Genomic DNA, 14432 nt, shown 5'->3' with positions numbered 1-14432 from the left:
TATTGGTTTTAGCTCGGCGCTTTATTTTTCCCTTCACTCTGCACTCCTCAACCCTCACTCCTCAGGGTGTTTAGGTGGCACTGCTTGGCGCATTAAATTAGAATAGCGACCGAAACCGTGACTAACAGACGGAAGCGTTGTACTTCTGCTGATGCCAAACCCCAAATGAGGCAAGCAGATGCGCCATCCGCCACTAGGCTAACTGCAGTTAGGCTATCCGCCGTTAGACAAGTCCGTTCCTAAAAATAATGACAAGGTAACCACTCGTGACGCAGAACAAACCCCTGAGCTACAAAGACGCCGGTGTAGATATCGACGCTGGTAATGCCCTGGTTGAACGCATTAAAGGCGTTAGCCGTCGCACACACCGCCCAGAAGTAATGGGCGGACTCGGGGGCTTTGGCGCTTTGTGCCAGCTTCCCACCGGCTACAAAGAACCGGTATTAGTGGCCGGCACCGATGGTGTAGGCACTAAGCTGCGCTTGGCCATTGATTTAAAACGCCACCAAGGTGTGGGCATAGATCTCGTTGCCATGTGCGTGAATGACTTGATCGTACAAGGTGGCGAGCCGCTGTTTTTCCTCGATTATTATGCCACCGGCAAGTTAGACGTTGATGCGGCGGCCGAAGTGGTCACCGGCATTGGTGTGGGCTGTGAGCTGAGCGGTTGTGCATTAATTGGCGGCGAAACCGCAGAAATGCCGGGCATGTATCAAGCTGGCGATTACGACTTAGCCGGCTTTTGCGTAGGTGTGGTGGAAAAGAGCGAAATTATCGATGGCACTAAAGTGGGCGCCGGTGATGCACTGATCGCTTTGGCCTCAAGTGGCCCGCACTCCAACGGTTTCTCGTTGATCCGCAAAATTTTAGAAGTAAGCAAAGCGGATCTGCAACAGCCATTAGGTGATGCGACCTTGGCCGATGCCTTGATGGAGCCTACCCGCATCTACGTGAAGCCGGTATTGGAGCTGATCAAGAAGTTCGACATTCATGCACTGAGCCACATTACTGGCGGCGGCTTTTGGGAAAATATTCCTCGCGTGTTGCCAAAAGGCACTAAAGCCATCGTTGATGGTGCTAGCTGGCAGTGGCCAGAAGTGTTTAGCTGGTTACAAACTGCCGGCAACGTAGAGACCAAAGAAATGTATCGCACCTTTAACTGTGGTGTGGGCATGGTTATCGCCCTGCCTGCTGACCAAGCGGCAGCGGCAGTACAGTTTATGCAAGACAAAGGCGAGCAATGTTGGTTAATTGGCAGCATTGATAATGCCGTCGATGGCGAAGAGCAGGTCGAAATTAAATGACCCGAATAGTAGTGCTGATTTCCGGCAATGGCAGTAACTTACAAGCCTTGTTGGATCAGTCTAATGCTGGGCAATTAGGCGGCGAAATTGTGGCTGTGATTAGCAACAAGGCCGACGCCCACGGTGTAGCGCGTGCCAAAGCCGCGGGCGTTGCCACGCAAGTGGTGGCCAATGTTGACTACGCGGATCGTGCTACTTTTGATACGGCGCTAATACAGGCCATAGATGAATATCAGCCGAACTTGGTGGTGCTCGCGGGCTTTATGCGTATTTTAACGCCAGAGTTTGTGCGCCATTATCAAAACCGGTTGTTAAACATTCATCCGTCTTTGCTGCCTCGCTATCAAGGTTTGCACACTCATCAAAAAGCCATTGATGCAGCTGACGCAGAGCACGGTTGCAGCGTACACTTTGTCACCGAAGAGCTGGATGGCGGCCCCGTTATCTTACAAGCGCGAGTACCTGTGTTTGAAGATGACGATGCCGCAAGCCTCGCCGAGCGGGTGCAAGTACAAGAGCATGCTATCTACCCGCTCACGGTACGCTGGTTTTGCGATGGCCGCGCTGTGATGCAACAAGGCAAAGCCTACCTAGACGGCGCTTTGTTGCCGGCCCAAGGTTATGCGCAAGAATAAAAGATAGCGCCAGCTATTAGCGCCAAGCTAAATAAAAACCCCGAGCCGCACAGCTCGGGGTTTTATTTTTTGGATGCCATCTTGGACGCAATAACGCTTTTAACGTAAAATGCTCCTCCATTTTATTCCTGCATTCATGCCCGCTCTGCTGTCGTTTTTAGCCTCTGCAACTGTTGTTAGCTGAGCTGCGGGCAGAGTCTTACCCATCTATTCAATGTTCACCTTAAGGTACTTTTTATGGCAGATACCACGCCCGCTGCTCGCTCACTTAACCGCACTGCCATTTTAGTGGTATTAGCGCTCGGCACCTTTATTTTAGGGCTGGCTGAATTCTCCATGATGCCCATGCTGCCGCTGATCAGTGACACCTTTGGCTCGACTCCCGCTCAAAGCGGTTATGCGATTAGTGCCTATGCCATAGGGGTGGTGGTTGGCGCGCCCATTTTAATGCTCGCCACCGCCAATATGAAAAAACGCACCGCGCTGTTGATGTTTTTAAGTTTAATGTGCCTAGCCAATAGCTTAAGTGCTTTCGCCAGCTCTCTAGAACAACTGGTGTTATTTCGATTTTTAAGCGGCCTGCCCCATGGCGCCTATTTTGGTGCGGCTATTTTATTGGCCTCAGAGATTGCTCCCCAAGGCCAGCGCGCCAGCTTTATGTCGAAGGTCTTTATGGGATTAACCATTGCCACCATAGTGGGCGTGCCCATTGTGACCTTGGTGGGGCAGTATCTTAGCTGGCGTTACTGCTTAGCAGGGGCCGGTGGCTTAGCCTTTATTGCCTTTATTTTCGTTTATAAGGTGGTGCCCAACGTTAAAAACAGCCAGCCCTCGAATCTGCTCAACGAGTTTAGCGTTCTTAAAAACAAGCTGGTGTGGTCTATTTTAGGCATAGTGATTATTGGCTTTGGCGGCGTATTTTGTATTTACACCTACATTGCCGACACCATTTTAGTGGTCACTGATACCCCCGCCTATACCATATCTATCGCCATGGTGATGTTTGGCATCGGCTCTACGCTGGGTAATTATGTGCTGGGAAAAGCCGCCGACAAATCGGCCATTCACACCACGGGACTAGTACTGGTGGGGACTATTATCTTTGCGCTGGCCTATGTAACGGCTAGCCATAATATTTGGCTGCTTTATGGGGTGATATTTTTTATCGGCTGCAGCCTCGGTTTAGCCACCTTGATTCAAACCTTACTGATGGATGTGTCACCGAATGGCCACGCCATGATAGGCGCACTTGTACAATGTGCTTTTAATATCGCCAATGCCATTGGCCCTTGGGTAGGCGGCATGGTGATTGCAGAAGGTGCAACGCCCAATCAAACGGGCTATGTGGCGGCGGCGTTATTTAGCGGCGGGTTAATCATGTGGGCGCTCAGTTACTTACAGATTATAAACAACAAGCCCAAACTTGAAGCCGTAAGCAGCACGGTATAAGCGATGTTGGTTGAGTGACCAGTTTTTTTGTAGGGTCCAATTTATTGGACCAACAATTCTAGCTTCTCCCCCACACCGGTCGAATAAATTCGACCCTACAAAAGACCAGAGCTAAACCCTAACTTTCGTCCTTACGAGGAGTGTAACGACGCGGCAATCCGTGGTTTGGCTCTGAGCAAACTTGTAGAATGGATTGCCGCGCTATCCGGGTGAAGTCCTCTTCGTCGAAGAGACAGGCCACCTACCCCCCTCTCACTTCTTTGTTTGCTCTTACCCATAAGCTCTCTTGGTACTTTTCGCTCTTATATCAGCTTAATTTTTCCGCGTACTCTGCGGGTTCCGTTGCCGAAAAGATCTTTAATCTCTTAGCTTTGGGCCTTTAATCCAACTGCTGGCTAAACGCGCATAAAGCCTGCATTTGCGTGGCGATCAGCGTGTTTGTGGTCTCATCAAGTAATTGACCTTGAGCATCAAATTTTTCATGAGCTTGACCAATCATGATCTCGGGCTTATTCAACACATGCACATCTAAGCACACCAATATTTGGCGTAAATGATATTGCACCCGGGCACCACCTAACATGCCCATGCTGGCGCTAATAATGGCCGTCGGTTTACCTGCCAAAGGCTGCGGCGCTTGGCGCGATAACCAGTCAATGAGGTTCTTTAAAGCGCCCGGCAGCGAATAATTATATTCGGGTGTAGCAAATAAAATGCCGTCGGCGGCGCGCACTTTCTCGGCGATGGCTAGCAGTAAAGCCGGAGTCTCAACATCCGCTTCATCCTGATTATACAAAGGCAAATCGGCGTAGTTAATCAGCTCTATTTCGCACCCTGCCGGTGCCAGCTGCTGGGCCGCCTTTATGGCGAAGGTATTAAAAGAGGCGGCCCGTAAGCTGCCAGAGAAGGCAATGATCTTGGTTTTTTTCATCGGTTATCCTTGATTGTGAGCCGAGCACAGGTTTGCGTAAGGCCGCCAAGCGCCGAGCGAGCGTATAAACACTGCTCTTGGTTGAGCTGGGTGCATCAGAACCTACGGGGCAGGTTTTCGCGGTTAAAACGCGCGACTACATCCTTGCAATATGCCAATCTCGGCGTTGTTGTTGGCTTGTCCCCTTCATCCCTCACGCTTCACTCGCTACGTTAAATCCGTGGCCGCGATGCGCTCACCGAGTAAGAACAGATTGAACTCGCCGGGCTGCATTTTTTGCCACGGCTCATCATGGGTCAGCGGCTGGGTGGCAATCACTGTGACCACGTCGTTGGGCGTGGTTTCTTTTTGAAAGTCTATTTCCACGTCTTCATCGATTAAACGTGCCGGTCCAAAGGGCGCGCGGCGTGTTAACCAATGCAGATTATTGGTGCAATAGGTCATCAGGTATTCGCCGTCGGTGAGCAGCATATTAAATACTCCCAAACCACGCAGCTCATCACACAAGGTAGCCACATATTCAAACATCTCGCTCATGGCCGATGCATCTTGTGGCTTAGTGGGATATTGGCGCTCCATGGCATCCAAAATCCAGCAAAACGCCAATTCACTGTCGGTTTCACCGACCGGAATATGACGACCAATCGTGAGATGACTGTAATCACTCAGCTGGCCATTATGAGCAAAGGTCCAATAGCGACCCCATAGCTCGCGGGTAAATGGATGGGTATTCTCCAGCGCTATGCCGCCACGATTCGCTTGGCGAATATGGCTGATCACCGAGCAGCTTTTAATGGGGTATTCTTGCACCAGTTTGGCGATGCGCGATTGGCTAGAGGGCTTAGGATCTTTAAAAGTACGTAGCCCCTTGCCCTCGTAAAATACAATGCCCCAGCCATCTTTATGGGGTCCGGTGCGCCCGCCTCTTTGTATTAAGCCGGTAAAGCTAAAACAAATATCCGTGGGCACATTGGCGCTCATCCCTAGCAATTCACACATATGCTTTACGCGTGCTCCATTTCTTTTTCGATTAATTGGATCATGATATGAATGATCTTGATGTGCACTTCTTGAATGCGGTCGGCATAGCCAAAGTGAGGCACGCGAATTTCTACGTCCGCCAGCCCTGCCATTTCACCGCCGTCTTTACCGGTTAGCGCAATCACCTTAATGCCTTTGGCTTTAGCCGCAGCAATAGCGTTGATAATGTTCTTAGAATTGCCGCTGGTCGACAGTCCGAGCAGCACGTCACCGCTTTGGCCTACCGCTTCTAAATAGCGAGAAAATACGAATTCAAAGCCAAAGTCATTAGCCACACAAGACAGGTGGCTAGGATCAGAAATAGCAATCGCCGGATAACCCGGGCGATTCTCTCGATAGCGACCGGTCAGCTCTTCGGCAAAATGCATGGCATCGCAATGGGAGCCACCGTTGCCACAAGACAAAACTTTGCCACCGGCTTTAAAGCGCTCGGCCAATAATTTGGCGGCGCTTTCGATGGCTTGCAGGTTAGTGTCGTCAGCTAAGAAGCGATTAAGCACTTCGCTGGCTTCGGTCAGTTCGCTACGGATCAGATCCTGATACATGAAATTGCCTCTCACTCACGATAAAAGCCCATTTTGGCATACATTGCGCCAAGCGCCCAGTGACACTGCCCATGACGGGCAATGTTGAATGCTTAATTTTTAATGTTGAATGAAAAAAACAACTTTTTACAAACGTAGCTTTGAACTAGCAGCGGTTCCTGTTTGGCAATTTTTTGGTCCATTCAACATTAAGCATTCAAAACTCAACATTCTCGCGCCGCGAGTAAGCTCGGCGCTGCAGTTAACGTTTCCATTACTTGATTTAAACATTTGTATACTTTACAACTAACACAAGCACAGGTCAGACCTCGCTGACCTACTACATTTTAAAGACCGCTTACAGACCTTATCTTAAAACCCTGACCTTAAAACCTAAGGAGTGATTGATGATTACCCTACTACTGCTCTTGCTTGCTTGGGGAGTGTTGGCGTATCGCCGCGCTTCTTTGCGTCGTTTTACCTTGGTCACAGCCATTATTTTAGTCGCGGGCACCTCATGGGGCGATGTTGGCCCCACGGGCTGGCTGGTGTTCGCCGTGGTGGCGGGCGTATTAAACTTGTTACCGCTGCGCACCAGTTTACTCAGTGCCCCCATGTTTAAGGTCTATAAAGGCCTGATGCCAGAAATGTCCACCACTGAGCGGGAGGCCATTGAAGCCGGCACCACGTGGTGGGATGCCGAGTTGTTTGGCGGTAAGCCCCATTGGGAGACGCTGCATAGCTACCCAAAACCGCAACTGAGCGCCGAAGAACAAGCCTTTATGGATGGGCCTGTGAATGAGGTGTGTCGCATGACCAACGACTGGGAAGTGACCCACGAGTTGGCCGACTTATCTCCTGAGGTGTGGGCCTATTTAAAAGAGCATAAGTTTTTCGCCATGATCATTAAAAAGCAGTATGGCGGCTTAGAGTTCTCAGCGTTTGCGCAATCTCGCGTGTTACAAAAACTGTGTGGCACCAGTGCAGTGCTGGCCTCTACCGTAGGCGTGCCGAACTCTTTAGGCCCAGGCGAACTGCTGCAGCACTACGGCACCACTGAGCAAAAAGATTACTACTTACCGCGCTTAGCCAATGGTGATGAAATTCCCTGTTTCGCCCTCACCGGTCCAGAAGCGGGTTCCGATGCCGGTGCCATTCCCGATGTCGGTATCGTCACCTTAGGCGACTGGCAAGGCGAGCAAGTGTTAGGCATGCGCCTCACTTGGAACAAACGCTATATTACGCTGGCCCCCATCGCCACCGTATTAGGTTTGGCCTTTAAACTACAAGATCCAGATGGCCTGCTAGGCGATAAACCTCATTTAGGCATTACTTGTGCGCTCATCCCCACCGACCTGCCCGGCATTACTATTGGTCGTCGGCATTTCCCGCTAAACGTACCTTTTCAAAATGGCCCCACTCAGGGCAAAGACGTATTTGTGCCGCTGAGCTTTATTATCGGTGGGCCTGACATGGCCGGCCAAGGCTGGCGCATGTTAACCGAGTGCTTGTCGGTGGGGCGCGGTATTACTCTGCCCTCTACTGGTACTGCTGGCTCGCGCATTTCGGCCTTGGCATCCGGTGCTTACAGCCGCATACGTCGCCAGTTCCGAATTCCGATTGGCAAGATGGAAGGCATCGAAGAGCCATTAGCCCGCTTAGGTGGTAATGCTTATTTGTCGGATGCGGCCAGCATGTTAACCGTAACCGGCATCGATCTCGGCGAAAAGCCCTCAGTGATTTCGGCCATCGTTAAATATCACCTGACTCACCGCAGCCAGCACTGCCTGATTGACGCCATGGATATTCACGGCGGCAAAGGCATTTGTTTAGGCCCCAATAACTACTTGGCCCGCGGTTACCAAGGCGCGCCCATCGCCATTACCGTAGAAGGCGCCAATATCCTCACCCGCTCCATGATTATCTACGGCCAAGGGGCGATTCGTTGTCATCCGTATGTGTTGAGTGAAATGCTCTCGGTACAAGAGCCGGATGCGCAACAAGCACTCAGCCAGTTTGATGCGGCGGTGTTTGGCCATATTGGCTTTGCCATCAGCAATACGGTGCGCAGCTTCTGGTTCGGCCTAACCAATGCCCGCTTTAGTAACACGCCGTTCAATGACGCGACCACGCCCTACTATCGCCAAATGAATCGGCTTAGCGCCAACTTAAGCCTGTTGTCAGACGTAGCCATGGCCACACTGGGCGGCGAGCTCAAGCGCCGCGAGCGTTTATCCGCGCGTTTAGGCGATGTGCTCAGCCAGCTGTATTTGGTGTCCGCCACCCTAAAACGCTTTAACGATGATGGTCGACCTGAGGCGCTATTGCCCTTTGTGCACTGGGCTTGCCAAGATGGCTTATATCAGGCACAAACTGCCGTAGTGGAGCTATTAGAAAACTTCCCCTCTCCTGTTATTGGTAAGCTAATGGAGGCCATTATTCTGCCGTGGGGCACCACCTTAGTTCGCCCTTCAGACCGATTGGATAGAAAGGTGGCTCGCGCATTGCAAACCTCAGGCCCGGCTCGTGACGCACTGGCCGACGGCTTATATTTAACCGTGGAAGAAGGCAATCCGCTCGGCATGTTAGAGCAAGCCTTTATCGACATCCAACAAGCAGAGCCCATCTATAACCAAATTGTCGATGTGTTAGGTCGTCGCCCCTTCACCGGCTTAGACGCCTTAGGTGCTGAGGCGCTGAGTGCAGATATCATCACTGAAGCGCAAGCCGAGTTATTGGCTCGCGCCGAAGTCAGCCGCCTGCGCACCATTAACGTCGACGACTTCGCCCCCATCGATTTGGTGGTGAACAAGGCGCTATTTAACGATGATATGTTGAATAAACCGCCAGCGCCGAGCCATAAGCTCAAAGTAAAACTCAACACCAGCAAGCCCTGATGCGCCTAATGAGTAGCCGGTAAGCACAAAACCCCAAGCCTAGGCTTGGGGTTTTTATTTGGGTCTGTCTGCAAAAAAACGAACTTGTAGTACAACAAGATTTACGCCACGGCGTAATGCGAGAACAAGTGTTCGCCTACAAAAGACTCTCGAACTTGTAGCCGTCCGTCTCTTTGGTAAAGAGGACTTCGGCGGGCCAGCGTAGCTGGAGGGTTTAAAATACAGCACCAAAACCAACAGCAAACCGCGGCGAATAAATTGCCGCCTACAAGGTCAAAACCAAACCGAGATCCTGACGTGCGTCAGGATGACGGCATAAAAACAAAAACGGTTTGTTTTGTAGTCCGGCCATTTATTCGCCGGCCAGCGTAGCTGGATGGTTTAAAACCAAAACAGAGATCCTGACGTGCGTCAGGATGACGGCTAAAAACAAACCCCCGAGCCTTTGCAGAATCGGGGGTTTATTTTTAGCTGGGCGCTTGGTGCTCGGCGCTATCAGTTCGAAGTATCCAGCACTGCGAAGCTCTTCACCAGCTCGTCTAGCGCTTTTAATTGCGCTAAAAACGGCTCTAATTTCGCTAATGGTAAGGCGCTAGGGCCGTCGCACATGGCGTTGGCGGGATCGGGGTGCGCTTCTAAGAACAAGCCGGCCATGCCGGTGGCGAGACCTGCGCGGGCCAAGTCGACAATTTGCTCACGACGACCGCCGGACGCTTCGCCTAAGGGATCACGGCATTGCAGGGCATGGGTTACGTCAAAGATAATGGGCGCGCCAGCCGTGGCTTTTTTCATTACGCCAAAACCCAGCATATCGACTACTAAGTTGTCGTAACCAAAGTTAGCGCCGCGCTCGCAGATCATTAATTGACCGTTACCGCATTCGATAAACTTATCGACGATGTTTTTCATTTGGCCAGGGCTTAAAAACTGCGGCTTTTTGATATTAATTACCCGCCCAGTCTTAGCCATGGCTTCTACCAAATCGGTTTGGCGGGCCAAGAAGGCGGGCAGCTGAATAACATCCGCCACTTCGGCTACGGTCGCTGCCTGATGAGGCTCGTGCAAGTCGGTGATCACCGGCACTTTAAACGTGTCTTTCACTTCTTGCAGTAGCTTCATGCCCTCTTCTAGGCCTGGGCCTCGGTAAGAGTGAATGGAGGAGCGATTAGCTTTATCCCAACTGGCTTTAAACACATAAGGAATGCCCAGCTTCTCGGTCACCTTAACAAAGTGCTCCGCAGAGCGCAGTGCCAGCTCGCGAGATTCCAGCACGTTAATACCGCCAAACAACACGAAGGGCTTGTCGTTAGCAACGGGGATGTGATTGATGTGAACGGTTTTCATCAAGGCTCCTAGGGAAGTGCTGTTAGTGAAGAACGTGAGGCATAGCATCCAGCGCCGCTACTTGTATCTTAAGTATGTCGGCAAGCGGGTCTTCTGGACACTGTTCAATAAAATACTCAAAATCATCCACCGCTAACTCATGACACTCGAGCTGTTCATATAAGAATCCGCGGTCACGGCGCTCGAGCGGGCAATCTGGCTTAAGCGTTAACAGCAACTGGCTGCACATCAAGGCATGAGTAAAATGTTGATGATGAATAAAAGCCGCCTTAGTTACCGTCAGCAAACGTAGCATCACGTCTAGCGGCTCAGCGGACGTTAAATGCTGGGGCGTAAGCTTGGCTAAGTTACCGCGCGCACCGCGCAACAGCTGCTCTATGGCGTGATGACTTAATACTTTACCGGTAAAGGGATCAATAATCTGGCTGCTGACTTGGCTCTCAAGCGAAACCTCTGAGTCGCTATCAGGCTCGTTAAAGATGCGCACTAAGAAGTGACCAGGAAAGCTAATACCCTCGGCGCGAATGCCGTAGCGCTCACACAAATACAAGACCAGCAGCGCCATGCTCACCGGAATACCCTGACGGCGGCTCAATACCCGATCCATCAGGCAATTATCGACGGAAAAAAAACGCTCCCAATCGCCCACAAAGCCTAAAGGCCCGTATAAGGCCGCCAGCAGTGTTTGGCCGGTAATGGGGGCGATATCGCCAAACCCTGGATCTAGCTGTTCGGCCAGATCTCTTTCCAACTCAAACAGCGCCACTTCGCCTTGATCGCGCGCCTCAAGACCAAATAAGCTTTCAACTATATCCAGCGACATTGTCATAAAACAGGGCAAATCATCACTCACCCACATATCACTGATGTTGGTTTTTAGCATGCTGGAATTAGGTAGGAATGTTTGAGAGTCGCTGATTTCAGAGATTTCAGCTTCAAGCAAATCCGCGTCAAACGGGTCAATTTCAAGCTGCTCAGTTTCAAACAGAGTATTCTTCGTAGACACCTTACTATTAGACATGCTGCCTCCCGGGCCACTGAGCCAACGTAATACGCTCGTTGTCCCCATAATCGCGCAGTGTTTCCACCGCCTTAAACCCCAGTTCTGTAAAATACTCGCGTACTAAAGCGCCCTGCTGCCAACCGTGCTCCAGCAATAACCAGCCATTGGCCTTTAAATACTCAGGCGCTTGGCTGATCAAATGCTGCAAGTCGGCCATGCCTTCGTCTGCGGCAATCAAAGCAGACGCAGGCTCAAAACGCACATCGCCTTGCAGCAAATGGGGGTCACTGCCGTCGATATAGGGCGGGTTAGACAACAACATATCGAATTTAAGCCCGACTAACGGCTCAAACCAGCTACCTTCCAGTACGGTGATCGGCAGCCCCAAGCATTCGCTATTCAGGCGTGCCAGTGCCGCGGCATTGGCATTAAATTCAACGGCGTAAACGGTGTCTGTGGGGCGTTCACTTTTAAGAGATAAAGCAATGGCCCCGGTCCCCGTACCGAGATCAGCTAAAGTTGCCGGGCCATTAGGTAAGCGCGCTAAGGCCGCTTCTATGATGATTTCGGTGTCGGGGCGCGGGATCAAAGTGTCGGGTGACACCTTAAGGGTTAAGGACCAAAAATCCCGTTCACCGGTTAAGTGAGCAATCGGCTCGCCCATTTGGCGGCGAGCACAGAGCAAGCGCAACGCAGCTTGCTCTGTGGCTGTAGGCACATATTCCGGCCAAGCCAGAATAAAGCTTCGCGGCTTGGCCAGCACATGGCAGAGCAACACATCCGCATCTATCTTGGGTGAATCACCCGCTTTAAGCTGCTCACGCAACCAGTGGCGCCACTCGGCCAATGTCATGAGGAATAAGCCCGTATCATTAGTAACCGACCAGTATCATTAATAATCAGCCAAAGCTGCCAGCATATCCGCTTGGTGTTCTTGCAAAATAGGCTGAGTCAGCATATCCAGATTACCTTCCAACACTTCGTGTAAACGATACAATGTTAAGTTAATCCGGTGATCAGACACTCGGCCCTGAGGATAGTTATAGGTACGAATACGATCCGAACGATCGCCAGTACTCAACAGGTTACGACGCACATCTTGCTCGGCGGCGTGGCGAATATCTTCTTCCCGCTGCGCTAAGCGCGAGGTCAATACCTTCATCGCCTGGGCGCGGTTTTTATGCTGCGAGCGACCATCTTGGCACTCTACCACTAGCCCTGTGGGTAAGTGAGTAATACGAATCGCGGAGTCGGTTTTGTTGACGTGCTGACCACCGGCACCGGAGGCGCGAAAGGTATCTACGCGAATTTCCGACGGATTAATGGTGATGGCTTCAGCTTCGGCAATTTCCGCCATAATGGCCACCGTACAGGCAGAGGTATGCACGCGGCCCTGAGATTCGGTTTCTGGTACCCGTTGTACGCGGTGACCGCCAGACTCAAACTTGAGTTTGCCGTATACGCCGGTGCCCGTAATGTGGGCAATTAATTCTTTAAAGCCGCCGTGCTCGCCTTCGTGCACGCTCACCACTTCTATCTGCCAACGCTGTTGTTCCGCGTATTTGGTATACATGCGATACAAGTCGCCAGCAAAAATTGCCGCTTCATCACCACCGGCACCGGCGCGCAATTCTAAGAAGCAGTTATTGTCGTCATTGGGATCTTTAGGCAACAGCAAGATCTGCAGCTCATGGCTGAGCGCTTCAATGGTTTCTTTGGCGGCCTCAATTTCTTCTTCGGCCATGGCCTTCATTTCGGCGTCATCTTCTGCCAGCATTTCTTCACCGGCGGCCAAGTCTGCTTCTGCCTGACAATAGCGCACATAACAGCCCACTATGTCTTCTAGCTGCGCGTACTCTTTGGTGAGCCCACGATACTGTTCTTGATTGTTGATCACTGAAGCTTCACTAAGCAGCGCTTGAATCTCTTCGTGACGCTCTTGCAGGCCTTCCAGCTTTCTTAATATGGATTTATTCATCAGATCTCGCCGAGTGGCTATGAGTGTGAGCCAAAGTTAGTATTGGCCGAAGATTAGTGTTGCCCAAGCTTCAAATTATGAGCAAGCACGGTCAGCAAATCTTGATTGCCGTCTTTGCCGGCTTGGTTAAGTGCCTGAGTCGGTGTGTGGATCAATTTATTGGTCAGGCGCCTGGCCAGTCGTTGCACCACTTGTTGGCTGTCTTTACCTTGCGCCAATGCCTGCAACGCCAACATCAGCTCTTGTTGCTGCAGCTGCTCGGCGTGGGTGCGATAGTCTTGGATCATCTTTACCGACTCAAGGGATCTATACCAAGCCATAAAGTGATCACGTTCTTCGATGATGATCACTTCAGCTTGGCCCGCCGCCTGTTGGCGCGTCGCCATATTCTGCTCAATAATGCCTTGCAGATCGTCCACCGTATATAAATAAGCGTCGTTTAACTCATCTACTTCGGGCTCAATATCACGGGGCACGGCAATATCAACAAACAAAATCGGCTGCTGACGGCGCGCTTTAAGTGCGCGCTCCACCAAGCCTTTACCGATAATCGGCAAGGGGCTGGCGGTAGAGCTGATCACAATATCGGCCTTTGGCAAATATTCGGGAATTTGCTCCAGCGTCATCACTTGGGCATCAAATTCTTGTGCCAAGGTTTGCGCTCGCTCTAGCGTGCGGTTAGCCACCATCATCTGCGTGACCGACTGCTCTTTTAAATGCCGCGCTACCAACTCTATGGTTTCGCCGGCACCCACCAGCAACACCTTGGTGTGGCTGAGATCCGAGAAGATACGCTTGGCCAAACTCACGGCGGCAAAGGCCACCGACACGGCACTGGCACCAATTTCGGTTTCAGTGCGCACGCGTTTGGCCACAGAGAAGGTTTTTTGGAACATGCGATCCAGTGTGCCTTTAAGGCTGCCCACTTTTTGCGACTGGTTATAGGCCAGTTTTATTTGTCCCAAAATTTGCGGCTCGCCCAGCACTAAAGAGTCAAGGCCACAAGCAACGCGCATTAAGTGACGCACCGCTTCTTCACCGTGGTATTGATATAGGCAAGTGTTGAGCTCGGTTTCATCCAATTGATGAAAATCTTGTAACCACAGGCGCACCAGATGGCTATCGCCCTCCGGCCCTAAACTGCAGTAGAGTTCCGTGCGATTACAAGTAGACAGGATCACCGCCTCGCCCACGCCTGGGGTACGCATCAGCTCCTGCAGTGCCCTAGGGGCTACTTCAGGACCAAATGCGACCCGCTCGCGCAGTGCGACGGATGCTGTCTTATGATTAATACCCAGTACCAACAGGCTCATGAGGATTGTATGC

12 protein-coding genes are annotated in these 14432 nt (G+C 51.4%); 4 read left to right on the top strand and 8 right to left on the bottom strand.

The features are described from left to right. Nucleotides 1–266 precede the first annotated feature (266 nt). The 3 genes from purM to CBP31_RS12340 all read left to right on the top strand — a co-directional run bounded on the left by purM (nucleotide 267) and on the right by CBP31_RS12340 (nucleotide 3388). Entirely contained in the window at nucleotides 267–1304 is a 1038-nt protein-coding gene (gene purM, locus CBP31_RS12350) for a phosphoribosylformylglycinamidine cyclo-ligase (protein ID WP_087037715.1), read from the top strand. Further along, nucleotides 1301–1939: a phosphoribosylglycinamide formyltransferase gene (purN, locus tag CBP31_RS12345; protein WP_087037712.1), complete on the top strand. Its 639-nt coding sequence runs from the start codon at nucleotides 1301–1303 to the stop codon at nucleotides 1937–1939. Before purM ends, purN begins: the two co-directional genes overlap by 4 nt. Before the next feature lie 237 nt (nucleotides 1940–2176). After that, nucleotides 2177–3388, top strand: a complete 1212-nt coding sequence (locus CBP31_RS12340) for an MFS transporter (RefSeq protein ID WP_087037710.1) — start codon at nucleotides 2177–2179, stop codon at nucleotides 3386–3388. A gap of 379 nt (nucleotides 3389–3767) precedes the next feature. On the opposite strand, the gene CBP31_RS12335 is transcribed toward CBP31_RS12340, so the two are convergent. The 3 genes from CBP31_RS12335 to lpcA all read right to left on the bottom strand — a co-directional run bounded on the left by CBP31_RS12335 (nucleotide 3768) and on the right by lpcA (nucleotide 5905). Further along, the gene (locus CBP31_RS12335) at nucleotides 3768–4319 is read right to left on the bottom strand and encodes an NADPH-dependent FMN reductase (RefSeq protein ID WP_087037707.1); all 552 of its coding nucleotides are present in this window, start codon (nucleotides 4317–4319) and stop codon (nucleotides 3768–3770) included. A 207-nt stretch (nucleotides 4320–4526) separates the two neighbouring features. Further along, nucleotides 4527–5318 carry a class II glutamine amidotransferase gene (locus CBP31_RS12330; protein ID WP_087037705.1) on the bottom strand — a complete coding sequence of 264 codons (792 nt, stop codon included), beginning with the start codon at nucleotides 5316–5318 and terminating at the stop codon, nucleotides 4527–4529. Nucleotides 5319–5323: 5 nt separating this feature from the next. Then, a complete protein-coding gene (gene lpcA, locus CBP31_RS12325; protein ID WP_087037703.1) occupies nucleotides 5324–5905 on the bottom strand; it encodes a D-sedoheptulose 7-phosphate isomerase in 582 nt (193 codons plus the stop codon). A 386-nt stretch (nucleotides 5906–6291) separates the two neighbouring features. Between lpcA and fadE the strand changes: the two genes are divergently transcribed. Then, on the top strand, nucleotides 6292–8781 hold the full coding sequence (fadE, locus tag CBP31_RS12320) for an acyl-CoA dehydrogenase FadE (protein WP_087037701.1): 2490 nt from the start codon (nucleotides 6292–6294) through the stop codon (nucleotides 8779–8781). 495 nt (nucleotides 8782–9276) lie between these two features. Here fadE and kdsA read toward each other — a convergent pair whose 3' ends face one another. From kdsA to hemA, 5 genes are read right to left on the bottom strand one after another with little or no spacing between them, the layout of a single operon-like run. Further along, nucleotides 9277–10125, bottom strand: a complete 849-nt coding sequence (gene kdsA, locus CBP31_RS12315) for a 3-deoxy-8-phosphooctulonate synthase (RefSeq protein ID WP_087037699.1) — start codon at nucleotides 10123–10125, stop codon at nucleotides 9277–9279. Nucleotides 10126–10147: 22 nt separating this feature from the next. Next, nucleotides 10148–11146: a SirB1 family protein gene (locus CBP31_RS12310; protein WP_227875025.1), complete on the bottom strand. Its 999-nt coding sequence runs from the start codon at nucleotides 11144–11146 to the stop codon at nucleotides 10148–10150. Further along, nucleotides 11139–11981, bottom strand: a complete 843-nt coding sequence (prmC, locus tag CBP31_RS12305; RefSeq protein WP_087037697.1) for a peptide chain release factor N(5)-glutamine methyltransferase — start codon at nucleotides 11979–11981, stop codon at nucleotides 11139–11141. The genes CBP31_RS12310 and prmC overlap by 8 nt, the downstream gene beginning before the upstream one ends. Before the next feature lie 39 nt (nucleotides 11982–12020). After that, nucleotides 12021–13106, bottom strand: a complete 1086-nt coding sequence (gene prfA / locus CBP31_RS12300) for a peptide chain release factor 1 (RefSeq protein ID WP_087037695.1) — start codon at nucleotides 13104–13106, stop codon at nucleotides 12021–12023. A 53-nt stretch (nucleotides 13107–13159) separates the two neighbouring features. Further along, nucleotides 13160–14419: a glutamyl-tRNA reductase gene (gene hemA, locus CBP31_RS12295; protein WP_087037693.1), complete on the bottom strand. Its 1260-nt coding sequence runs from the start codon at nucleotides 14417–14419 to the stop codon at nucleotides 13160–13162. Nucleotides 14420–14432: the final 13 nt, after the last annotated feature.

Source organism: Oceanisphaera profunda (genome assembly GCF_002157895.1).
In the GTDB taxonomy this organism is placed as follows: Bacteria; Pseudomonadota; Gammaproteobacteria; order Enterobacterales; family Aeromonadaceae; genus Oceanimonas; species Oceanimonas profunda.
This window is presented reverse-complemented; position numbering and strand designations above follow the sequence as displayed.